At 45.3% G+C, this 23,185-nt stretch carries 23 protein-coding genes; 1 reads left to right on the forward strand and 22 read right to left on the reverse strand.

Annotation, left to right across the window (positions count from 1 at the left end; all coding sequences use genetic code 11):
* Positions 1-115: 115 nt before the first annotated feature.
* The 17 genes from AABI08_RS06980 to AABI08_RS07060 form a co-directional block, all read right to left on the reverse strand.
* On the reverse strand, positions 116-778 hold the full coding sequence (locus tag AABI08_RS06980; protein WP_338344236.1) for an SDR family oxidoreductase: 663 nt from the start codon (positions 776-778) through the stop codon (positions 116-118).
* 16 nt (positions 779-794) lie between these two features.
* Entirely contained in the window at positions 795-1,448 is a 654-nt protein-coding gene (locus AABI08_RS06985) for a nitroreductase (RefSeq protein ID WP_338344235.1), read from the reverse strand.
* Between the two features lie 160 nt (positions 1,449-1,608).
* Positions 1,609-2,331: a 2,3-bisphosphoglycerate-dependent phosphoglycerate mutase gene (locus tag AABI08_RS06990; RefSeq protein ID WP_338344234.1), complete on the reverse strand. Its 723-nt coding sequence runs from the start codon at positions 2,329-2,331 to the stop codon at positions 1,609-1,611.
* Positions 2,332-2,447: 116 nt separating this feature from the next.
* Positions 2,448-4,271, reverse strand: a complete 1,824-nt coding sequence (gene spxB, locus AABI08_RS06995; protein WP_338344233.1) for a pyruvate oxidase — start codon at positions 4,269-4,271, stop codon at positions 2,448-2,450.
* Positions 4,272-4,405: 134 nt separating this feature from the next.
* A complete protein-coding gene (locus AABI08_RS07000; RefSeq protein WP_338344232.1) occupies positions 4,406-4,666 on the reverse strand; it encodes a hypothetical protein in 261 nt (86 codons plus the stop codon).
* On the reverse strand, positions 4,653-5,051 hold the full coding sequence (locus AABI08_RS07005) for a hypothetical protein (RefSeq protein WP_338344231.1): 399 nt from the start codon (positions 5,049-5,051) through the stop codon (positions 4,653-4,655). Before AABI08_RS07005 ends, AABI08_RS07000 begins: the two co-directional genes overlap by 14 nt.
* Entirely contained in the window at positions 5,044-6,381 is a 1,338-nt protein-coding gene (locus AABI08_RS07010; protein ID WP_338344229.1) for a Y-family DNA polymerase, read from the reverse strand. The genes AABI08_RS07005 and AABI08_RS07010 overlap by 8 nt, the downstream gene beginning before the upstream one ends.
* A gap of 137 nt (positions 6,382-6,518) precedes the next feature.
* Positions 6,519-7,064 (reverse strand): 5-formyltetrahydrofolate cyclo-ligase, encoded by a 546-nt coding sequence (locus tag AABI08_RS07015; protein ID WP_338344227.1) that lies wholly within the window; start codon positions 7,062-7,064, stop codon positions 6,519-6,521.
* Between the two features lie 75 nt (positions 7,065-7,139).
* Positions 7,140-8,372, reverse strand: coding sequence for a serine hydroxymethyltransferase (glyA, locus tag AABI08_RS07020; RefSeq protein WP_338344225.1), 1,233 nt, complete (start codon positions 8,370-8,372; stop codon positions 7,140-7,142).
* Between the two features lie 130 nt (positions 8,373-8,502).
* Positions 8,503-9,465, reverse strand: coding sequence for an asparaginase (locus AABI08_RS07025; RefSeq protein ID WP_338344224.1), 963 nt, complete (start codon positions 9,463-9,465; stop codon positions 8,503-8,505).
* Entirely contained in the window at positions 9,462-10,247 is a 786-nt protein-coding gene (gene recO, locus AABI08_RS07030) for a DNA repair protein RecO (RefSeq protein ID WP_338344223.1), read from the reverse strand. The genes AABI08_RS07025 and recO overlap by 4 nt, the downstream gene beginning before the upstream one ends.
* A 77-nt stretch (positions 10,248-10,324) precedes the next feature.
* Positions 10,325-11,236, reverse strand: coding sequence for a GTPase Era (gene era, locus AABI08_RS07035; protein WP_203617002.1), 912 nt, complete (start codon positions 11,234-11,236; stop codon positions 10,325-10,327).
* An 8-nt stretch (positions 11,237-11,244) separates the two neighbouring features.
* Positions 11,245-11,766 (reverse strand): diacylglycerol kinase family protein, encoded by a 522-nt coding sequence (locus AABI08_RS07040; protein WP_168778277.1) that lies wholly within the window; start codon positions 11,764-11,766, stop codon positions 11,245-11,247.
* Positions 11,744-12,226, reverse strand: a complete 483-nt coding sequence (gene ybeY / locus AABI08_RS07045; protein ID WP_338344219.1) for an rRNA maturation RNase YbeY — start codon at positions 12,224-12,226, stop codon at positions 11,744-11,746. The genes AABI08_RS07040 and ybeY overlap by 23 nt, the downstream gene beginning before the upstream one ends.
* On the reverse strand, positions 12,226-13,227 hold the full coding sequence (locus AABI08_RS07050) for a PhoH family protein (RefSeq protein ID WP_047974439.1): 1,002 nt from the start codon (positions 13,225-13,227) through the stop codon (positions 12,226-12,228). Before AABI08_RS07050 ends, ybeY begins: the two co-directional genes overlap by 1 nt.
* Positions 13,228-13,319: 92 nt before the next feature.
* Positions 13,320-14,738 carry a pyruvate kinase gene (pyk, locus tag AABI08_RS07055; protein WP_338344217.1) on the reverse strand — a complete coding sequence of 473 codons (1,419 nt, stop codon included), beginning with the start codon at positions 14,736-14,738 and terminating at the stop codon, positions 13,320-13,322.
* Positions 14,739-14,833: 95 nt separating this feature from the next.
* Positions 14,834-18,235, reverse strand: a complete 3,402-nt coding sequence (locus tag AABI08_RS07060; RefSeq protein ID WP_338344215.1) for a DNA polymerase III subunit alpha — start codon at positions 18,233-18,235, stop codon at positions 14,834-14,836.
* Positions 18,236-18,452: 217 nt separating this feature from the next.
* Here AABI08_RS07060 and AABI08_RS07065 point away from each other — a divergent pair, with 217 nt between their 5' ends.
* Entirely contained in the window at positions 18,453-18,650 is a 198-nt protein-coding gene (locus AABI08_RS07065) for a YjzD family protein (RefSeq protein WP_203617017.1), read from the forward strand.
* A 93-nt stretch (positions 18,651-18,743) separates the two neighbouring features.
* Here the strand turns inward: AABI08_RS07065 and pepT are convergent, their stop codons facing one another.
* From pepT to ylqF, 5 genes are all read right to left on the reverse strand, one after another.
* Positions 18,744-19,985: a peptidase T gene (gene pepT / locus AABI08_RS07070; RefSeq protein WP_338344212.1), complete on the reverse strand. Its 1,242-nt coding sequence runs from the start codon at positions 19,983-19,985 to the stop codon at positions 18,744-18,746.
* Positions 19,986-20,011: 26 nt separating this feature from the next.
* On the reverse strand, positions 20,012-20,800 hold the full coding sequence (locus tag AABI08_RS07075; protein ID WP_338344211.1) for a Nif3-like dinuclear metal center hexameric protein: 789 nt from the start codon (positions 20,798-20,800) through the stop codon (positions 20,012-20,014).
* Positions 20,784-21,485 carry a tRNA (adenine(22)-N(1))-methyltransferase gene (locus AABI08_RS07080; protein ID WP_338344209.1) on the reverse strand — a complete coding sequence of 234 codons (702 nt, stop codon included), beginning with the start codon at positions 21,483-21,485 and terminating at the stop codon, positions 20,784-20,786. Before AABI08_RS07080 ends, AABI08_RS07075 begins: the two co-directional genes overlap by 17 nt.
* Before the next feature lie 94 nt (positions 21,486-21,579).
* Positions 21,580-22,344, reverse strand: a complete 765-nt coding sequence (locus AABI08_RS07085) for a ribonuclease HII (protein ID WP_338344208.1) — start codon at positions 22,342-22,344, stop codon at positions 21,580-21,582.
* A complete protein-coding gene (gene ylqF, locus AABI08_RS07090; protein ID WP_338344207.1) occupies positions 22,337-23,185 on the reverse strand; it encodes a ribosome biogenesis GTPase YlqF in 849 nt (282 codons plus the stop codon). The genes AABI08_RS07085 and ylqF overlap by 8 nt, the downstream gene beginning before the upstream one ends.

A 23,185-nucleotide genomic window follows, 5' to 3' on the forward strand; every position in this document is an offset into this window, starting at 1 on the left:
TGAATAGCTCAAAGAATTTCTCCTCATGGTTTGTCTAGCAACTACCATTGTAAAGAATTCTTTGGGTTTTTTGTTTTTCAATTATCGTTCGAATTAATTATAGAATCTGCCTAAATCAAAAAATATTTCGAATATTTTGATTACCAGTTGTTAAATCATAGATTTGATTAGTTGATTGTTCAGGATGAGCTAATACTTCTGTGACAAAGGAAGCAACATCTGCTCGCGAAATTTGCAAATCTTCCTTTGGGCCAGCAAAGTCGACATTCAATGAAACTTTTCCAGTCCCGGCAGTATCCAAAAGTAGCGTTGGGCGAACAATCGTATAATCCAAACCGGAGTTTTGCAAATACAAATCAGCATAGTGCTTCATCATAAAGTAATGATAAATACCGGATGCAGACCAACGACTGCGATCATCCGCCCCAGCAGCTGAAACCATGACATAGTGAGCAACACTTGCTTTTTTAGCAGCAACCATTGTTTTAATGGCGCCGTCCAAATCAACTTCTACCGTTCGCTCAATACCACCCTTGCCTCCGGCACCGGCCGTGAAAACAATTTGGCCAACTTGGTGGTCCATGAAAAACTGGGCCATCGCTTGTTCGTCGCTATCGAGGTCAAAATAAACTCCCTCAACACCGGCTAAATCAGCCACCGTTTGCAATTGGTCTTTATTCCGAAAGGCCGCTAAAACTTCCCGCTGATTTTTAGCTAAATCTTGAACCAAAATTTGGCCAACCTTACCATGTGCACCAATCACAAGCGTCTTTGTCATCAAAATTTCCCTTCACTTAATCCAAAATTGTCAAAATACTTTCCGTGTCCATGCGACCAGAACGAATTTGATTCAACAAACTATCTTCATCGCGATAACCGAGCCCAATACCCATTACAACCTGTTGGTCATCTGTTAACTTGAGCGGTGCCATTAAATCATCAGCAAATTTAACGAATTCATAGGCTGGCAAAGAATCAACACCTGCATCTTGGGCCGCCAGCATCAATGCTTCTGAAAAGGCACCCAAATCAACTAATGACCAATCGGGATAATCCTTCGGCAAGGTTAAGTAAACAATTGCCTGGGCATTGTAGAGGTTGGCACCTGCCTTCCCCATCATTGTACCCCAATCATCACCAATTTGTTCCTTGGTACTGGCAAACCAACCCATGATATTTGCCTTGGCGCCATCATCCCACTCTGGGATTGGCTGATATGGCAAAACTGATTGACTAGGTGCTTGGTTCACAACAGACTGTAAGTGTTGTTCTCGAATCGTTGCCAAGGTATTGCCAGTGGCAATCACCACTCGGACTGGTTGCGAGTTCACAAAAGATGGGACTTTCTGTGCCGTTTCGACAATTGTCTGCAACGTCTCTGTAGCAATTTCTTGATTTTGGAACCAGCGAATGGAACGCCGACTATTCACAACAGTTTGAAAATTCATTTGGTAGGGACTCCGATTTCTTTAAATATTTATTAGAAACATTATCCCTATTTGTTGAAAATAATTCAACTTTCTTTTTGATTGGTATAGTTGGTAATTATTTGTGCTATTTTTAAAAATACAGTAAATGGCATAAAAAAATCAGAACTGATTTTTAAAATTATTTGACAGAAGAGCGCACAATTTCCTTTTTATAAACAGATAAACTTTTATCAAATTCATAAATAATTGGTTCGCCGTTTGGAATCTCAACTTTGGTTACCTGTTCCGGTGTTAAACCCTCAATCAGCTTTGTCAACGCTCTGACGGACGTTCCGTGGGCCACAATCAAGACATCTTCTCCCGCACGCAACCGTGGCACAATTTCCTTCTCAAAAAGTGGCCGAACTCGAACTTCTGTACTTTGAATATTTTCACTAAGTGGCAAAAGACCGTAAGGCACCCGTGCATAACGGTGATCAAAGGCCGGGTAAGTTCGGCCATCAATGGTAACAGTCGGATCATATGCCGGCTGTTTAGGTGGCAGGACAGAATAAGACCGCCGCCAGATTTGGACCTGCTCTTTGCCATACTTGGCGCGCATATCGTCCTTATCTTCACCCTGCAAGATGCCGTAATGACGTTCATTTAACCGCCAAGACTTCGTTAGCGGAATATATGATTGACCTAATTCATCCAAGATACGATTAATGGTCATGATTGTCCGACTAAGGACTGAACTATAGGCCCGGGAAAAATGAATCTCCTGTTTTAAGAGCGCCTGCCCGGCATCCTGTGCTTGTTTTTTGCCAGTTGCAGACAAATAAGTATCGATCCAACCATTAAAGCGGTTAGACTGGTTCCATTCACTTTGACCGTGACGTAGTAAAACAAGTTTTGGCATAATCAAGCTCCTTTGCGCTCTATTTTACACCGATTCTCTTTAAGCAGGCAACGCTTTCTATAAACAAAATAAAAAGCCTTCAAAAGAAGACTTTTATGATAAGTCAGCTTATAAGTTTACCATTCAACACCATATTCTTCAAAGAATTCTGGGAGTGTTTTCAAGTTTTGACCATCGTATGAATCTAAGAATTCACGAACCGAACTTGGTCGTTGCAAATCAAGGTTACTGTTATAAGTTGGGTTAAGCGTTTCTTCCATGCCTTGGTCTGTCTGCTTTAATTGTAATTCTTCGACAGGCAACGAACGGGCATCTGAAATTTTAGCTTCAATCAAGAATGGTCGACCAGCCTTCGTAACCTCAATCGCCTTATCAAAGGCTGCTGGTAATTCACTGGCCTTAGTAACCGTCACTGATTCAACACCCATTCCCTGGGCAATCATGGCGAAGTCTTGATCAGCAAGATCAATTCCTGAATGATGCATAGCCACATCATCTTGTTCACTCTTAATAAAGTTCAACGTCTTGTTGGCTGTAATAACATTAATAATTGGCAAACCATACTTCTTCTCGGTCAGCAAATCTTGCATAATCATTGAGAAGGCACCATCACCAGCGATGTTCCAAACTTGACGACCAGGATATGACAATTGGCCAGCCAAAGCAGCTGGTAGTCCAGAACCCATAGAAGCAAAGATGGCAGAAATCACGAACTTATTCTTGGGCGTCACATGCAAATGACGGAAAGAGTTAATGATATTGTCACCAATATCAATGGCAAAAACGGCATCCGGGTCAGCTACCCGGTTAATTTCTTTGTAAATTGGTTCGGCCCGAAGCGGCTCGCGAGTATCGTCTTGCAATTGCTTTTGGTAGGCAAACCAGTTTTCCTTGTCAGCACAAGCGGCCTTGAAGAATGCAGATTCTGGTGCTTGTTCACTACGGTCCAAGGCAGCCTGGACAAAGGCGGTTGCATCCGACCAGATTCCTAAATCAAGGTTATGATGACGGCCAAGCTCTGTTCGGTCGTTATCGACCTGAACGAACTTAAACGGATGAGTCGTGTACACTAATTTGGCAAATGGGAAATCTGCCCCAATGGCAATCAACAAATCAGCACTCGCCATGATTTCATCGGCAGCCTTTGAGGCAGCACGGTTGGCCATGCCCAAGTTTCCTGCATAGCTTTCATCGACATGGCCTTTTGCCAAACCGGTCATAACCAAAGGAATTTGCAATTTCTTTGATAATTCAATCAGGACGTCACCACCCTCTTGAATTCCACGACCAACGTGAATAACTGGTCGCTTGGCTTCCTTAACCAATGCTAAGAATTGATCAACTTCAGCAGCAGTTGGTTCTGGTTGTGGCGTCTTTTTATCATCTGTGGCTCCATGGGAACCATAAGCGATATCTGGAATTTGTTCGTAGCCCAAGTCGTTTGGAATAATCACCGTTGCGACACCCTGATGCTTGTAGGCTTCACGAATGGCCTGATCGACCACGTGTGGCAAACTTTCTGCCGTCATGACAGTTCGGCAATAAACGGATACATCTTCAAAGATTGGATCTTCGTTGAATTCTTGGAAAAAGTGTGAGTTCATAACCGCGCGTGGCGTTTGACCGACAAGGGCTAAAACAGGTGCATGATCTTCCTTGGCATCATAAAGACCTGTTAACAAGTTTGTAGCGCCAGGTCCGGCTGACCCAAAGGCGACACCAATCTTACCAGTGAGCTTGGCATCCGCTGCGGCTGCCAAAGCACCAACTTGTTCATGGCGAACTTGGATATAGTGAATTTGTTCTTTTCGCTCTGCGAGGGCTGCCATGGTGGAGTTAAACGAACCCCCAGGATAGCCAAAGAGGTGATCAACACCCCAATCTTCAAGCACCTTCAACATTGCGATGCTTGCTGGAACTGTGTTTCCTGTTACTGACATAAGACATCTCCTGTTCTACTTTGCTATAGCCATATTATAACCTTGTTTTACAAAGATGTAAAAGAATTTGCATAGTTGTAACATTCAACAGACAATTATTAATAAAAAGATGCCTAGTGCTGATTTGCTAGCGATTATACCAACGTCACCTTCACCATCGTTTTTAACTGCAAAGTCGTAATCAGTCCTTCCAAATCTTTCACCCGCCGTCTGGGAACGGTCAAGATTTGACGAGAAATAGTTGAACGCCCAACCTGATTCCACTCAAAGAAAAAATTAACTTGTCCAGCATACCGTTGATCCACCACTCTTAACTCGTAAACGGTATTTTTTGCCCGTTTAAATAAGGGTGTCATTTCCTTTAATATTTCAGTTATTAATTCATTTTCGACCATGATCAACCTCCACAAACTGCAAGTCTTCCCAATTTTTTGGTTCTTTATCTAAGTAAAAACCATCCATAAAAAAGCCCGTTACGCGACCAATTTCCAGGGGACTAGCCCGCCCCTCGATATCAAAGCTATTCGCTTGGACAACAACCCGCTGTGAATTCCGATAAGCCAAAGAAACCACCTGCTGCATTTGCTCATACGACATGGCCTCATGCAACTCCGTCTTATCTGCCTGGCCTTGATCCGTCTTCTGATTTTTTAATCCGGCAGTGTGATCCGAAAGAAAAAAGCCATTCCACTTGACCTTCCCTCGCTCGCGATAATCATGGTCAAAGTAACCCGCAACAATTGCTAACCAGTCTGGATCAGCGGAAAAATCCTTACTCATAAGCATTTCCTCCATTATGACCCCCAACCAAATTAGCTCGGCTAATCGCCGTGGCCCCCTTTTCCAACGAAATTGAACGAACCAGGCTCGCCGCGCCAAAGCGCCGACGAATTTGGTCAACGACCGTATCAACCGGATCTTCTTCCTGGTCAGTTGGACTAGGAGCCTTGTCAAAGAGTGAAATTTCTTGCACGCTTTCACTCGATAAGCCAGAAAAGGAAACTCCAATATAGCGAACTGGGTCACCCGACCAATGCTCTTGAAAAATACGTTTCAAAACGGCCATCAAGGTTTGACTACGGTTGGTTGGCTCGATGCGAACGGTCTGGTGCAGGCCCGTTTTGGGATTGTGGCGCGTGTTAAAAGCGATTCCTTGGTCCGCATAACCCAAATATAGTGACGCCAGGGTTGCTTGTTGTTGGTGCGCCCGGAGGCGACTTGCCACCTGGTCTGCCATTTCTTGCACCACCACTTGGATGGCCGCTCCATCATGGTAATTTTCTGGTAAGACTTGTGAGTTCCCGTAAGACTTATCTTTTGGCGTAATCTTTTCCGTTAAATCAGACCGGTCAATGCCCCAGGCCAAGGCATAAAGTTGCTCCCCCATTAAGCCCAGCCGTTCTTTGAGGGCATATGGGTTTTGTTTGGCTAAATCGCCTATGCTTGCAATGCCCCACCGCTTCAGCTTTTGTGCCGTTTTTGACCCAATACTCCAAACATGACCAAAGTTTGTCACGGGCCACAACTTTTTCGGTACGTCCTCATAGTGCCACTCGGCCAGTAGGTGTGGGGCCTTTTTCGCTTCTAAATCCAAGGCTAATTTGGCTAAAACCGGACTATCCCCGATGCCAACTGAAAGGTAAATTCCCATTTCAGCCAGGACTTGCCGTTGAATTTTTTGTGCAACTTCTCTTGGGCTTTTACCAAAGAGGTGCCAAAAATCAGTGATATCCAAAATTGATTCATCAATGGAATATGGTAGCAAGTGGTCATCGTCAACGTATTGTTGGTAGATGGCATTAATGGCTAAGTTTTTTTTGATATAAAGGTTCATCCGCGGCTCCGCCTTGATTAGGCCAGGAACATCAGGGACATCCTTTTGTCTGGTAACGTTGGAAATCCCCAGCCGCTTCTTAGCCATTGGCGACGAGGCCAAGACCAGACCCCCAGTATCGTTTTCCTGATGTGACATCACCACCAGCATGGCCTTCAGCGGATTTAAACCTCGTTCAACCGCTTCACAACTGGCATAAAAGCTTTTTGAATCGATTAGAAAGACAACCCGCCGGTCTTCATTTTGATAAATTTGTGAAAAATCATTAGTCGTCATCCGACGGATTCCTCCTGTTAAGTCTGTTTTTATTATACGAACAGATGTTCGCTTTCGCAAGAAAAAATCAATAAAAATTTGCTAAGAAAAAGACCCAACGTCACCGTTAGGTCTCTCATCAAAATTTTATATCATCATTACTCATCTGCTAAGGTCAAAACCTGGCCGACAACTTCATCAAAGTTGTCAGGTACCCAATCAGCCCGCCTTTGTTCTGCTAGAGCGAGACTGATACTTTCCCCCTCGTAATCGGCAAGAAAACGGTCATAATAACCGCCACCGAAACCGACTCGAAGGCCGGCATCGCTAAAGGCAAGCCCCGGTACCCAGACCAAATCGATTGCTGATTTCTTCAGTTCCTGGCCATTTTCGGGCTCTAAAATACCAAAGCTTTCACCAGCTGTCAGGGCACTATCGGCACTGATTTTAACAAAGGTTAATTCTCGATCAACCACCTTCGCCAAACCAACCGTCTTCCCAGCCTGCCAGGCGGCCTCCATAATCGGTGTTGTCTCCACTTCAAAAGGAAGCGATGCCGTCACCGCGATAGTTTGCGCCTGAAGCCAGGCTGGTTGTTGAAACAGTTTTTGATATAACTGTTCTTCTTGTTCAGCCTTTGCTAGCGGGCTCAAGGCCTTCAACTTGGCTTTTTGTTCCTGGCGAATCGTCTTTTTGTCAGGCATTTGTTCACCTCCAGCGGATTCAAAGAAAAAAAGCTGCATTAACAGCTTTTCATCATTCTATACCATTATTGGTCATTAAGGCAACTTGTGTGCCATTGCCAAGCGTTCTGCTTGCTTCTTAATGTCCTTTAATGCCTTTTCATCGTCATGGTTGTGAATTGCTTCCACAATCAAACGGGCAACTTCAGCACTGTCGTTTTCATCGAAACCCCGAGTCGTGATGGCTGGTGTTCCGATACGAATTCCAGAAGTAACAAATGGACTGAGTTGTTCGTTTGGCAAGGCCTCCTTGTTCGTCGTGATTGAGACACGGTCCAACAATTCTTGTGTTTCCTTACCAGTCAAATCAGTCTTCGTCAAGTCCAAGTTGAAGAGGTGGTTATCAGTACCACCAGCAACAACACGGATGTCATCAGTCTTTCCAAAGACTGCTACCATTGCTTGTGCGTTCTTGATGATTTGCTTTGCATAGTCCTTGAATTCTGGACGCAATGCTTCACCGAAGGCAACTGCCTTAGCAGCAATCACATGTTCCAAAGGTCCACCCTGTGAACCAGGGAAGATAGCTGAATTAATTTGCTTAGCGTACTTTTCTTGTGACAAGATAACCCCACCACGTGGGCCACGCAAAGTCTTGTGGGTTGTTGATGTTACAACATCAGCAATGCCAACTGGATTTTGGTGCAAACCAGCTGCAACCAAACCAGCAATGTGGGCCATATCAACCATCAAGTAAGCCCCAACTTCATCAGCGATTTCACGGAACTTCTTAAAGTCGATTGTTCGTGAATAGGCAGATGCACCAGCCACAATCATCTGTGGTTTAACTTCCTTGGCTTGTGCCATGATGGCATCATAGTCCAAAGTTTCAGTCTCTGGATCCAAACCGTAAGTTTCTGAATGGTAAACCTTACCAGAAAAACTTACCTTGGCTCCGTGAGTCAAGTGACCACCAGCATCCAAATCCATACCCAAAATTGTATCGCCTGGCTTCAAAAAGGCCATGTAGGCTGCTGCGTTTGCCTGTGAACCAGAATGTGGCTGCACGTTGGCATATTCTGCACCAAACAATTCCTTCAAACGATCAATCGCAGCTTGTTCAACGATATCAACGTATTCCGTTCCACCATAGTAACGCTTGTAGGGATATCCTTCTGCGTACTTGTTCGTCAATACCGAACCTTGGGCGGCACGAACGGCTTTTGAAGCAAAGTTTTCAGAAGCAATCAATTCGATTGTCCGGTTTTGCCGGGCACCTTCTTGTTGAATGGCTGAAAAAATCAATGGGTCTTGGTCAGTAAAATTCATGATTTAAGCTCTCCTGGGCATCTTCTTTCACTAAATCAAACAACATCAGCTAGCCAGTCAGCTGATTGACTAGTGTAAAGTCATTATAGCAAAGATTTATTGCGATAGTCTAGCATAAGTACGACTTTTATTAAAATTCGTGCAAGTAATTATTTAAATCGTTCGTGTTTAGATGATTTTCCAAACCAATCAAGAGCTTTAGTCGTGCCTTTTGGCCATTAACGGCCGAGGCGAAGATGGCTCCCGCCTTCTCAAGCTGCACGCCACCACCAAGGTAATCGTAAACCGGTTCGGCAATACCCTTAAAGGACCGCGAAACAATCACAACAGGGATACCAACATCCAAGAGCTTCAAAACCCCCAAGGCAGCATCCTCACCCAAGTTTCCTGCTCCAAGCGCTTCAATCACGATGCCATCAATGCCTGAGTCGGCTAAAAGACTCAGAATGTGGCCATCCATCCCGGCATAAGCTTTCATAACCGGAATTCTTTTATTAACGGCTTTAATTGGATAAGTTTGCTTATCTGGCAGGTCATAAAAGAAGAGAATCTTGCGCTTATTGACCATACCCATCGCCCCTGAAATCGGTGAGGCAAAAGTAGCAACGTTCGTTGCATGTGTTTTCGTCACGAACCGGGCAGCATGAATTTCATCATTTAAAACAACCATGACACCCCGATTTTTTGACTGCTCGTCAATGGCCACGCGCAAGGCCGATTGGAAATTATATAAACCATCGGAACCCAATTCGTTGGAGGAACGCATAGCACCGGTCATGACAATCGGAATTTCAAAGGAAAGTGTTCCATCCAAGAAGAATGAGGTCTCTTCCAATGTATCCGTCCCGTGCGTGATGACTACCCCGTCAAAATCTTGTTCCGCATCCTTGAGACGGTTATAGAGGGCCAACATATGGGTCGGGGTAATATGTTCAGATGGCAAATTAAAAATGTTTTCAGTCGTCAATTCCACTTCGGGTAAATCGAGGTGGGCATCATTTAATGGGTTTTGTGCACCCTGTTCAACATCACCATCAACATCCTCGTGCATGGCAATCGTTCCACCAGTATGTAAAACTAAAATTCTTTTCATGGCTTTCCCTTTCGCGCCTTAATGGTCAGCTGCCCTTCAAAAGCAGCCATTTTTTGAATAAAGACCTTTTCCTTTGGCTTCAACCCGACTTCTCGGTCATAAAGATAATCAATCACCCGTTGAATGCCGCGCTTGGTCATTAAAGATAAGGTTACCTTAGCAATCTTATTCATGTCAATTGCTGAAAATTGCCGTAAATAATAGACAACTTTCTGGTCCAAGTTTAAACGTTGGTCATCAAGGTCAAAATGTGACCGTTCAATGATGCCGTTGTATTTTTCAGAATAGTCAAAGACTCCCGTTACTGCTCCGGAAATCGGATCAGCCTGCCAGTTTGGCGCCACACCAAAAGCGGGCAACAGCTGTAATTCAAAAATATTGGTAATAACTTGGGGGTCTACCTGTTCATTGAGTTTTTCAAAACCAATCAGCGTTTTTTCATACCACTCCGGTTCTGATTTCCCTTCTTCGAAGGCTAAATCCAGGAGCTTTACAATTAACGCTGCATAGGCACTCACATTGATGTCCCCAACCACATTTTTATAAGGATGACTATCCTGAACGTCATTAATGAAACCCAATCCCGTATTATTTTTTGGATAAGCGCCATCGAAAATTGCCCAGGAATAAGCCTGGCAGGCAAAACCAACTTTTGACTTTGCCTTCTTGGCCCCACGAGCCATCAAAGTCATTATTCCCTGTTCCTTCGTAAAAACTCGAACCAGCAGATCATTATCTCGGTAAGGCCGTGTATACAAGACGAGACCTTCAATCAATGCCATCACGGCCCTCCTTTCCATAAAAAAACAACCATCAAGCTGATGGTTGTCTGCTCAGCTATTGTGGCTGGTAAAGCGGTTTAAAAATCATCCTTACGGTAGCCAAAGCTTTGCAAAGCCTGTGGTCGATCACGCCAACGTTCCTCGACCTTAACCCAGGTTTCCAAAAAGACCTTAGAACCAAGCAGGCGCTCAATATCTTTCCGTGCTCGTGTACCAATTTCTTTAATCATTCGGCCTTGCTTACCAATCACAATGTTCTTTTGACTGGCACGCTCGACGATAATTGAAGCCTGGATGCTAACCAAACCGTCATCATCAGAGGAGATTTTATCAATCACGACCGCCACGGAATGTGGGACTTCTTGCTTAGTTAATTGCAAAACCTTTTCACGAATTAATTCGGAAATAACGAAACGTTCCGGGTGATCCGTCAACTGATCTGAATCGAAGTACTGTGGTCCTTCATCCAAATCACCGATAACCGTTTCCAACAACTCGGGGACGTTGTCACCCTCTGTTGCCGAAATTGGGAAGATTTCCTTCCAGGCTGGTGCATCCTCTTGGTAAGACTGGATGACCTCGAACAGTTCTTCCTTAGGCAACAAATCCACTTTATTGACCAGCAAATAAATTGGTGTCTTCGTTACTTCCTTCAAACGGTCGATGATATAGTTATCACCCCCGCCACGCTTTTGACTTGCGTCAACGACGAACCAGATAGCATCAGCCTCATGCAAAGCTGAAAAAGCTGATTTGACCATATAGTCGCCCAAAGAATTTTGAGGCTTATGAACACCCGGTGTATCGATAAAGACCACCTGGGCCTCATTAGTTGTATAAATACCTTGGATCTTATTTCGGGTAGTCTGCGCCTTATTCGACATGATGGCAATTTTTTCACCAACAATGCGATTCAATAAAGTCGACTTTCCAACGTTTGGTCGACCAATAATGGCAACGAAACCTGATTTAAATCCTGGATTTGTCATAAAATAAGTTATCCTTTCAAACGGTGGACGAAACGAGAGAAATTCGTTTCAATCCCAAAGTAATGCCAGATGTGTGGCTGGAAAATCAGAGCTAAGATAATCAACTCAGCACCAACAGCGACTAAAACCATTCCGGCCGAAACATCCTTCACCAGACCGGCTAATGGATGGTACTTGCGTTCAACCACCAGGTCTACGACGGCTTCCACCACTGTATTTAAGAACTCGCCATAAACAGCCAAAAAGACCGCAATCACGACCCACAGCCATTCAGACCGGTTAAGACCTAAGTAAAGGCCAAGCACCAGAATAAAGAATGCGAAGCTTAAATGGAAACGCATATTCCGCTCGCGAATCACCACCAAGAAAATCCCTTTCAATGCATGGTACATTGAAATCAAAAAATTCTTGTTCCGCCCTGATGGCGCCTTGGGATTGGTTTGTTCCGCCAACTCTTCCACAGCAGACTTAGGGTGAAAATCAGCCTCTTCAATCTGACCGTGGTTGTTATCGCGTAAGTCCGTAGTCATCTAAAATCTTCCTCTGCAAGTCAAACATCTCTTTTTCTTCGGCATCACCAAGCATGTGGTCATAACCGTTTAAGTGCAAGAAACCATGAACAACTAGAAAGCCAAGCTCACGTTCAAAGGAGTGACCAAGGTATTCCGCCTGGCTCTCGATAATATCAACGGAGACCAAAATATCCCCAATATTTTTAGCAATATCTTCGGACATTTCTTCATCAAGAAGAACAGGGCTATCATCGCCATCCTCTTCAATGGCAAAAGAAATGACATCCGTTGGCTTGTCTTTACCGCGATAATCGCGATTATAAGCCTGAATGGCATCATTATTCATAAAGGTCACTGACATCTCAGTGTTGTCTGGTAATTCTAGATAGGCACCAGCATAATTTAAAACAGATTTGACGAGGTCTTGGTGAAACTGTGTCACACCGTCTTTCGTCTGATCAATTAATGCTAAATCCATTAGTTATTGGCTTCTTTCTGTGCGTTTTTTAATTCAGCTAGTCGAGCATCCGCATCTTCATAGGCGGAAACAATCAGACCAACGACGGGGTGGCGAACGACATCACCACTCTCAAAGTTAATAAAGGCAATGCGGTTGACATCGCGGAGAATCCGGCGAGCAGCCACCAGCCCAGACCGAACACCATGTGGTAAATCAATCTGGGATGGGTCCCCATTGACGACCATCTTAGAGCCGAATCCCAAACGCGTCAAAATCATCTTCATTTGAGCGTTTGTCGTATTCTGAGCCTCATCGACAATGATAAAGGCATCATCAAGGGTTCGACCACGCATATAGGCGAGTGGTGCAATTTCTAGGACACCCCGTTCAATAAGACGAGCAACATGGTCTGCTCCGACTAAAGAATTCATGGCATCGTAAATGGGCCGCATATAGGGGTCAACCTTTTCCTTTAAATCACCCGGTAAGAACCCAAGTGATTCACCAGCCTCGACTGCAGGGCGAGTAATCACAATCCGCTCGACGTCACCCTTCTTTAAGGCTGAGATGGCCATGGCGACGGCTAGGAAAGTTTTTCCAGTTCCAGCGGGGCCGATTCCAAAGGTTAAATCATTCTTACGAATCGCCTGGACATATTGACGCTGACCATAATTTTTAACACGGACTGCCCGGCCCTTATTATCGCGGATAATACTTTCACTATACAAATCTGAAAAGTAATCCAATGTTCCGCGTTTTGCCATTGTCATCGCAGAGATAACGTCAGCAGGACCGACGGAAATTTGTTTCTTAATCAATTGTGTCAGTGCTTCCAAAACGGCGAGCGCCAAAGAAGCTTGGTTCGAATCGCCTTGGACAGCTACCTGATTGCCACGAACGAGCATTTTAACGGCCAAGCCCTCTTCCATTAAAACCAGAAGTTGATCCTTTGGCCCCGTTAATTTGGTCTGCTGTTCAATGTTCTCAAAAGTGAATAGTTTCTCTGTTTGCGTTGTCAAAAATCCCGCACCTCATTTAGTTGAACTTACCTTATTTTAACACAACTTAGAACAAAAAAAGCCCGACAAAATCGGACTTTTCAAGTAAATCATTAGATTGTTTCAACAGAAACGTTGTTAGCTGACTTTGCCATGTCGATTGGGGCAACAGTCACAACAACAATCTTGTCACCAGCAGCTGCCAAACCTTGAGCTTGAGCAACTTCCTTGGCCTTGGCAACCAAGTCATCAACAGACTTTGGTGTGTCAGCCAAGATAGGCAAGATTCCGTTGTTCAAAGTCAATCCACGTTGCACGCGTTCTGACTTTGTCAAAGCAATTGTCATTGCAGTAGGACGGTGCTTTGAAACCATACGTGCGGCGTAACCAGTTTCAGTCAAGACAACAACGGCCTTAGCTTCAACTGAATCTGACAAGCGAGCTGCTGCTGAGGCAACTGATTCAACATCATCATCACCGTAGAAAGTATCAGCATGACGGCTGTACAATGACAAAGCTGATTCAGCCTTTTCATCAAGAGCGGCCATCATAGCAACAGCTTCAACTGGGTAGTCACCGTTAGCTGATTCACCAGAAAGCATTGTTGCATCAGTACCATCAAAGACAGCGTTGGCAACATCAGAAGCTTCGGCACGTGTAGGACGTGGGTTTTCTTCCATTGAGTCAAGCATTTGAGTAGCAGTGATAACTGGCAATCCCAAAACGTTCATCTTGTCGATCATTTCCTTTTGGATCAAAGGCACGTTTTCGGCAGGGATTTCAACACCCATGTCGCCACGTGGAACCATCAAACCATCAGAAACTTCCAAGATAGCATCCAAGTTGTCGATACCTTCTTGTGATTCGATCTTAGGGATGATTTGAACGTGTTCCATGTTCTTTTCCTTCAACAAGGCACGGATATCCAAAACATCTTCAGGCTTACGAACGAATGAAGCAGCAATATAGTTGATTTCGTGGTCCAAACCGAAACGAATGTCATCAGCATCCTTTTCAGTGATACCAGGCAAGTTGATTGAAACACCAGGGGCGTTAACTCCCTTACGTGATCCCAACAAACCGTTGTTTTCAGCCTTAACAACCAATTCCTTGTTTGCTTCATCCTTTTCAGTGATAGTAGTAGCTAACAAACCATCATCAAAGAGCACTTGTCCGCCAACCTTAACGTCGTCAAACAATCCAGGATAAGTAACTGCAATCTTTTCCTTTGTTCCTTCGATGCTGTCGTCCATTGAGATACGGAATACATCGCCAGTTGAGAATTGAATCTTACCGTCAGCTTGCTTAGTAGTACGGATTTCCGCACCCTTTGTATCAAGCAAACGACCAACAGTCTTACCAGTAATCTTTTCGGCTTCTGCAACTGCTTGCATACGGCCCAAATGTTCTTCGTGATCACCGTGTGAGAAGTTGAAACGGAATACGTTAGCACCTGCTTCAATTAACTTCACAATTGTGTCTACATCAGTTGATGATGGACCAAGTGTTGAGACGATCTTCGTCTTTTTCATGGGTAAATAGCTCCTTTGATATCTTGGTGAGTTGCCTACAAACAACTTCCTTTTCATATTGTAATACACTCTATAACCAATTCACAAGACACAATTTAGTCTTTTTGTCGGAAAACGACATTTTTACTAGATAAAACCTGTTCTAATGCCCGTTTTAACTGGTCTGGTCCGGCTAAATTGTAAGATTGTGGTAACATTCGCCTGATTTTTGTCTTCGGCCAATACAAAATCACCGGGTATTCACCTGGATTTTGCTGCATCACTCGCCAAAGCTGATTTTTAATCGGCTCTTGATCATGGTCTTCATCTAGTCGCAAAAACCAAGTGCCTGATTTAGCAGCCGTTAATGTTGGTGTCGGTTCTTGGTGAACCGGATGTTTTTTATCTAAATCAGCTTGGAAGCTTGGACTTTGACTCGCATCAACAGCATTAACGAAGTTTCCAATGACAGAAAGTTCCTGTCGGACTTCCGTTTTGCCGCCTACTCGAACTAAACGTCCAACCTTTAAGGTCGATTTTACTTTGTCATAGACTTTGGGGAAGATGGTGACGTCCACACTGCCAGTCATGTCCGTTAAATTAACAAAAGCCATATCGTCACCCCGTTTCGTCTGGATGACTTTGACATTTTTAACGAGGCCTAACACTTTAACGCTCTGACCAGCAACTAAATTGACCATGGCCGTCACGATCCCTCGATCATACTCGGCCTGAAAAGCCTCAGTTGGATGACCCGATAAGTTAAAGCCAAGGGCCTCTTTTTCCGTTTGTAACCGTTCCACTAATGGTAAATCAGCTAATTTCTTGATTTTCGTCTCTGACAAGACCAAGTCACCGAAACTAGCCGCATTAATCAAATCCGGCAAGTTCGCTAAAAGTTCTGCCCGGTTATAGCCAAAATGATCAAGTGCCCCAGCATAGGTAAGCTGATTGAAAAACTTTTCGTCTTGGAATTTTTCGGGTAAGGCCTTGACTAGATCCTGGAGACTAGCAAAGCGCCCCATCTGATGGCGGCTCTCCAGCAGTGCCGTCACACAGGCCGTCTGTAAGCCATTAATATTGCCCAAGCCCATGACCAAGGCACCATCTTGAATAGACCAATCTCTAGTAGAGATATTGACATCTGGTGGTAAGACCTTCAAACCAAGTTTCTTGACCTCTGCCAAATAGGCTTGTGCCTTTTCAACACCGCCTTGGTGAGCGCTCAAAATCGCTGTGTAAAAGGCCAATGGGTAATGGGCCTTCATGTAAGCTAACTGGAATGATAACTGGCTATAGGCAACCGCATGCGACTTATTAAAACCATAATTGGCAAACTGATCGATATAGGCGAACAGTCTTTCCGCTTCGTCAAGCCGGTGGCCCTTTTTCTTTGCTCCCGTTATAAAAGCAGTTTTGGCCGATGCCATCTGATCAAGCTTTTTCTTGGACATTGCCGACCGCAGAAAATCGGCCTGCGCCAACGAAAAGCCGGCATAAGCCGCCGCCACCTGCATCACTTGCTCCTGGTAAACCAGGATGCCATAGGTCGGTGCCAGGATTTGGTCAACGACAGGGTCAATAGTCGGCACAGGTTCTTGCTTCAAACGCCGCTTAATAAAGGGGTCGATGTGTTGACTAGGACCTGGTCGATAAAGGGCTGTGGCCGCTACGATCAAATGAAAGTCATCAACCTTAAGTCGCTTTAAAACATTTTTCATTCCGGCTGATTCAAACTGGAAAATACCCGTCGTGTTCCCATCGGCAAAGAGCTGCAGCGTTTCTTTGTCCTGAAAGTCAATTTTTTTAATATCAAAATCAGATGGCAACTCGTCTTTGGCTAAGGCAATTGTTTGCGCCAAAATTTTCAAATTCGTCAGGCCCAAAATATCAATTTTTAATAGGCCAAGTTCTTCAACCGGGCCCTTTTCAACCTGGGTCAGCAAGTAACCGTCGTTACCAACTTGAACTGGTAACGTATCGACTAACGGTTGGTCCGAAAGAACTACCCCGGCAGCATGGGTTGAATAATTGCGGGGCAAGTTTTCAATGGCCAAAGCCGTTTTCATCAACAATTGGCCAAAGTCCAAGTCATAAATCGCTTGCTTAAGCTTTTGGTCAGGCGCCTCCCAGGCTTCTTTCAGCGGTACCTTACGGCCGTTCTTACCGGCTGGCACCCCTTCTGAAAGTCGTTTTTGCGCCTTGGCATTGAGGCCGAAGACACGGGCGGTATCACGCAAGGCCTGTTTAGCAGCCAGAGTACCAAAGGTAATAATCTGCGCAAAGGATTCCTGACCGTACTTATCATGGAGGTAGGCCAGAATTTCATCACGACGATCATCCGGCCAATCGATATCAATATCGGGCATCGATGCTCGCTCGGGATTTAAGAACCGCTCGAATAGCAATCCTTCGGCTAGAGGATCAACGTTTGTAATCCCCAATGTATAGGCCACTAACGAACCCGCAGCCGAGCCACGGCCAGACCCCGTTTGGACATGGTGGTCTCTGGCATACTTAACAATGTCCCAAACAATCAAGAAATAGTCGGCAAAACCCAGTCCCGCGATAACGGTCAATTCATGGTTTAACCGGTCCTGATAATCTTGAAAATGGTCCTCATGACCTGTTAACCGGCGCTTTAAGCCTGCGTTGGCCAACTGGGTCAGATATGTTTTGGAATCCAAACCAGAATCTTGCTGAAAAACAGGCAAGGCCGGCGACTTAAACGCCAAATCAACGCTAGCCTCTTCAATCAGGGCCTCGTTATTCTGGTAAGCGCCACGCAAAGAAGCGTTTTTTTGATACGATTCAGTAATTTCCGCCTGTGATCGTAGGTAGTAAGCCCCTTTTTCGCGCGCTAACAGCTCTAAGTCTTCTAGCTGGGTCCCCTGATCGATTGCCCGCAAAACCTGGGCAAAGAAAGCATCATCCTCGTTTAAGTAGTCGACCTGGTCCCAAGCCATTAAGCGGATTTGATGGGCTGTGGCATAGGCAACTAAGAGGTCTTGGTGGTGGCTCGACATTAAGGGATTAATGCCCAAGTAAAAATCAGCACCATCAACCTTGTCGGCTAATTGGCCCAGATAATTTTTAGCCCCTGAATCTTCGGCAACAATCAACTGGCCCAATTCTGATTTTGGTGACAAGGTCAAAGAAAGCCCCTCGAGGTGACCAGCCAAGTCAGTAAATTGAAGCGCCTGGTCTGGGTCCGCCATCTTTTTGGAAGACAAATAAACCAAGTTTTGATAGCCAACCTGATTTTTAGCGGTCAATAAAACCGGAAAAGCCGTCGCCACGTTCACCAAGCCATTTACCTGCAAAACAAGCGAAAAAACCGGTTTGATGCCAGCCTTTTTTGCTGCCTTGTAAAAGGCAACCACACTGTAAAGCACGTTTTCTTCCGCCAAAGAGACAGCTTGATAACCCCGCTCCTTGGCGACTTGAATGATTTCTTCCACCGAATTGGGACTTTGCAAAAGCGAATAAGCGCTTTTTTGTTGTAATGGTGCGTACATAAAGTCCTCCTCAACGGTGTCAATAGTCTAAAAACATTATACCGAAAATTTGTTTGCCTAGCTGAAAAATTCCAAGAATAGCCCTCTTGCCCTTTGGACCGCTTAGCCTTTTTAACCAACACTTATCCGAAATTGTCGCCCTTAAATTAGACAAATTCTCTTGCGAATTTATAAGAGGGGCGTATCATAGTGGGTAAATAATAAAGGAAGTGGAAACATGCGCTATATTACTGCCGCCTTCTGGTGTGCACTGTTTGGTGAAGTTCTTGGTTACTTGGTCGGACAAATGACCGGCGTAACTTTCAACCCAGGTGTGACAGCTCTCGTAACGATTATCGTTGGTGAAGCTGCCCTCATCTTGGTCCCTGCCTTGTCAGATTCTGCAGAAGCAGAAAAGGCAGACAGCCAAGCCTAAAACACCAACAGCTTGCTTTAAAAAAAGACTAGGAAAATTCCTAGTCTTTTTTGTTGCCATTAATTTTGATATTGGCGGGCTAAGTTAAGTGTCTTACTTTGACTCTGCTGCCTTTGTCAAGATACCCAACAAAACGTCAGTCGCCTGTTCCATCACCTGCTTGGAGACGAATTCGTAACGACCGTGCATGTTTTCACCACCGGCAAAAAGATTTGGCGTTGGCAAACCTAAGAAGGTAATCTTTGAACCATCCGTTCCACCTCGAGCTGGTTGTGTATCCGGCTCGATTCCCAAATCCGTCATGGCTTCATTGGCATATTGAACCACTTCTTGATGGTCCTTCAAGACATCACCCATGTTGTAGTATTGGTCCTTCAGGGTCAAGGCCACGCGGTCTTTTTGCAAATCTTGATTGAGTTGGTCGGCGATTTGGACCATCGTCTGCTTGCGACTCTCAAACTTTTCCCGATCGTGATCACGGATAATGTAAGTCAACGTAGCTTCTTCTGGCGTTCCTGCCATATCAATCAAGTGATAGAAACCTTCGCGACCCTCTGTCTTTTCGGGACGGTCATGTTCAGGCAATGCATTATGAAAATCAATCCCGACTTGAATAGCATTAACCATCGCACCCTTGGCGGTACCAGGGTGAACGTTTTGACCGGTGATCACAATCTCGGCTTGGGCAGCATTGAAGGTCTCCCACTCCAATTCACCCAATGGGCCACCATCGACCGTGTAGGCAAAATCAGCATCAAAAGCAGCGACATCAAAATGATTAGCGCCGATACCGATTTCCTCATCCGGACCAAAGGCAAAGCGAACGGGACCGTGCTTTACTTCTGGGTGGGCCAACAAATATTCGGCCAACGCGATGATTTCAGCCACGCCTGATTTGTCATCAGAACCAAGCAAGGTAGTCCCATCCGTTGTAATCAAATCATGTCCCTGATAGTTCTTGAGATGCGGGAAGACTGCTGGATCCAACTTATAGCCAGACGTTCCCAATTCCAAAACAGAGTGACCGTCGTAGTTATCAACCTCTTGTGGGTTCACGTGCTCACTTTCAAAATCAGCCGTGTCCACGTGGGAAATAAAGCCAATCTTAGTTCCTTGACCATCTGGCAAATTTGAAGGCAATTCAGCAAAGAGATAACCATCCTTCATCGTACGGACGTTTTCAAAGCCGATTTCCTTTAACTCAACGGCCAGATCCTTTAAAAACTGAACTTCTTTTGGTGATGATGGAATCGTCTGACTCTCTTCATCAGACCGAGTATCAACTTTGACATAACGTAAGAAACGAGACACTAACTGTGGGTACTTCTCAGACATGCAAAACCTCCTGCTTGCAAACAGACCTAAAAATAGGTATAGGGATCGGTGTTCTTCTGGCTAGCCGTCACCGGCAGTTGCCCATCAAACCATTCTTGAACTTTTTTGGCCATTGGTTCTTTAGCCAAGGCTTCCATATGATGGTCAGGGTCTAACACGGCAAAATCAGCGGCCAGTATATCATGACCAACATGGTAGTACAAATCAGCGGTCAAGTAAAGGTCAGCGCCAGCTTCTTGCGCCTTTTTCCAAAACTTACCACCATCGCCACCTAGAACTGCCACCCGTTTGACGACTTTATTCGCATCATTGGCAATCAAACGCACAGCATCTACCTGGCAAACAGCTTTGACCTGTTTAGCAAAATCAGCCATGGTGACGGCGATCGTTAAATCACCAATCCGCCCCATCCCGTGCTGGTCACCTTCGCTCGGCAGCAATGGCACCTGATTTTCAATACCAAATGCCTGACACAACCAATCATTCAAGCCACCAGCTGCGGCATCCAAGTTAGTATGAGAGGCATAAATCACAATATTATTTTTAATCGCGAGTGCATACATCGCATTTTGTGGGTCTGATAAATCAAGGTTCTTGGCAGGCCGAAACATGGCTTCATGGTGAGCCCAGATAAAATCAGCCCCTAAATCGATGGCCTCCTGGACAACTTCTGGCCGCACATCCAACGTGGTCAGAACGCGATGGATTTCTTGTTCAGGTTGGCCAATTTGTAACCCGGTTGGGTCGTCCGGTTCGGCCCATGATTTCGGTGCAAAGGCCTCAATTTGTTCAATCAATTCACTTGCTTTGACCATCAAAAACCTCCTGGTTAATAAAGTTCAGCTTTTCTTGTAAGTTCACGTACTTTTCGCTGCCCTTTTGTTGGGCACTTTCCAATCGTGACAAGACTTCAGCTGCTCGATTACGTTCCTGTTCCCACTTGGCCAAGAAAACTGGGTCTTTTGCCTGAAGGAGCTTTGGACCAAAGGTCCACTCAGCCCGGGTCAGCTCCTGTTGACCAGGAACAGCCACAATGATTTCATACCGATGGTGCCCTTCTTGCACAATTTTTTCTTGATCAATTTGGTACCCATTTTGACTTAGCCAAAGTCGCACCGCCGCTTGATCAGTGTTTGGTTGCAAAATCAACTGGTCAAACGGCCCCTGATTTTGACCAGCGGTTAAAATCTTTTCAATCAACAAACCGCCCATTCCGGCAATCACGACCGTTTCGATTTGGTCGTCCGGTTCAATCGCTGCTAACCCGTCCGCTAACCGACACGTTACCTGATTAGACAAACCATAAGTCGCCACCGTATGGATGGCGTTCTCGAGTGGCCCCTGGGCAACCTCGCCCACCAAGGCAAACTCACTCTTTTTTTCCAATAGCAGGGCTGCCGCTAAGTAGGCATGGTCCGACCCAATATCAGCCACGCGCGCCTGGTCGTTCACCAAATTTTTCACTGCGGCTAACCGCGGGCTCAGTTTAATTGCTGTCATAAGCAATTCCTTTCTCAATTAAACAATTACTTCTTGTGTCAGCGAAAGCTAACTAGCAAAAAGGAGCCAAAAATTTTTTGCGCTCCATAAAAAATCATGATAAAAGCTTTTTCACCGGTTCAAAAGTCCGCCGGTGGATTGGCGTTGGACCTAGTTCAGCTAGACCAGAAAGGTGCTTAGCCGTCCCATAACCAGCATTATGAGCAAAGTCATAGCCAGGATATTCTCGGTCATAGTCAGCCATCATTTGATCACGGGTAACCTTAGCCAAAATACTGGCAGCACCAATCGAGTTTGAACGAGCATCCCCCTTAATCAGCGACTGCTGCGGCAAAGCCGTGTCAATCGTCATCGCATCCACCAGTAAATAGTCGGCCTCTGGCTGTAATTGTTCCACCGCCTGCTTCATCGCTAAGCGACTAGCTTGGTAGATGTTAACTTCATCAATCACTTGTGCACTAACCACGCCTATGCCATAAGCAATGGCCTCGTCCTTAATCGCCTGAACATATTCCAATCGGTGTTTTTCACTCACCTGTTTTGAATCAATCACACCGTACTGGTCAAAGTCCTTCGGTAAGATGACTGCCGCAGCAACAACCGGACCCGCTAATGGGCCCCGGCCGACCTCATCAACACCGGCAATGTTTTGGTAACCTGCTGCCCAAAGTGGTTCTTCTAAGGCAAAGCGCGACAAAAAAGCCGCCTTTTGCTCGGCTAATTTTTCCTGCCGTCGATCAAAAGCCAAAATGGCTGCCTGAACACCTTTTCGGTCATCCAACCGCCAAGTTGCCAAGCGTGAATCATCTGATGCAGCTTCTTTTAAAGCCGCTTTAATGCTCGCAATTGTTTCACTCATGAATTAAATCTAGGGTATACGTACCCAACTTTCCTTGACGTAGATCATTTAAAACACGGACCGCCGCCTTATCGTAATCGTCCTTGAAGCCCAACTTGGCCGTAATAGCTAAGAGAATATCGACATCAGACATTGTTGTAAAGGCATCATCAGCCAAGTGATAGCGGTCAATGATGGCTTGTGGCCGGTAGTCCCGGAAGAAAGCAATCAAAGACAGCACAGCGTCATCTTTGGCGAAAAGCGTATCCTTCACCGCACCACTCAAAGCCAAGCGGAGACCGATTTGTTGATCTTCAAACTTAGGCCACAAGACCCCTGGGGAATCCAAGATTTCCAGCCCCGCTGGCGTCTTGAGCCAAGCAATTTTCTTCGTGACGCCCGGCTTATTCGCTGTTGGTGCCACATTCTTTTGAACCAGGTGGTTGAGCAAAGTTGACTTACCAACGTTTGGAATCCCTGCGAGCATTGCTCGAATGGGACGGTTCTCAATTCCACGCTTTTCCTGAGCCTTGATTTTATCAGCCAAAACAGCCTTCGCCGCCTTCGTCATCGTCTGGGGGGTCTTCGGACTCCGTGTATCCAAGACGACCACACTCAGGCCTTCTTTTTCAAAGTGTTCCTTCCAAGCCTTGGTCTGTTTTGGATCCGCTAAATCAGCCTTGGTTAAAACTAACAGTCTTGGCTTATCACCAATCAATTTATCCACTTCTGGATTACGTGATGACGCCGGTAAGCGGGCATCGACCAGTTCAAAAACGATGTCTACCAAGTTTAAGTTTTCGCGCATCAAGCGAAAGGCCTTGGCCATGTGGCCAGGGTACCATTGTATTAAATGTCCCAT

It is taken from the genome of Fructobacillus evanidus, assembly GCF_963580165.1.
GTDB lineage: Bacteria > Bacillota > Bacilli > Lactobacillales > Lactobacillaceae > Fructobacillus > Fructobacillus evanidus.